We start from the raw sequence: 527 nt of genomic DNA on the forward strand, positions 1-527 counted from the left end.
GCCGCCCTGCACGCCGGCATGGTCGCGGGCGACGGCGAGGGTGGTGCGCAGATGCCGTTCGCCTGGACCGACGTCGTGCTGCACGCGGTCGGTGCTTCGGCGGTCCGCGTCCGGCTGGCCCCGGACGGGCACCTCGACCTCGCCGACCCGGCCGGCGCCCCGGTGGCGACGATCGGTTCGCTGGCGACCCGCCCGGTCTCGACGGTGACCGCGGGCCGCGACCCGCTGTTCCACGTCCAGTGGACCCCGGTCGGTTCGCCCGTTTCGTCCGGACCCGCGGAGCTGTTCGAGGTCCCGGCGGGCGACGTCCACGAGGTCACGGCGGCGGCGCTGGCCCGGCTTCAGCAGGACACCACCCGCCTGGCGATCGTCACCCGCGGCGCGGTGGCGGCCCGGCCGGGCGAGGACGTGCCCGACCTGGCGGCGGCCGCCGTGTGGGGCCTGGTGCGGTCCGCGCAGACGGAACAGCCGGGCCGGTACGTGCTGATCGACGCCGCGGCGGACACCCCGCCCGAGCTGCTGGAGCG

At 77.6% G+C, this 527-nt stretch carries 1 protein-coding gene; it reads left to right on the forward strand.

The window, feature by feature from the left end; genetic code table 11:
- Positions 1–527 (forward strand): hypothetical protein (locus G3I65_RS22070; RefSeq protein ID WP_203612460.1); only part of this gene is annotated, 527 nt, incomplete at both ends.

The organism is Amycolatopsis sp. SID8362, assembly GCF_010550475.1.
Lineage (GTDB): Bacteria > Actinomycetota > Actinomycetes > Mycobacteriales > Pseudonocardiaceae > Amycolatopsis > Amycolatopsis eburnea.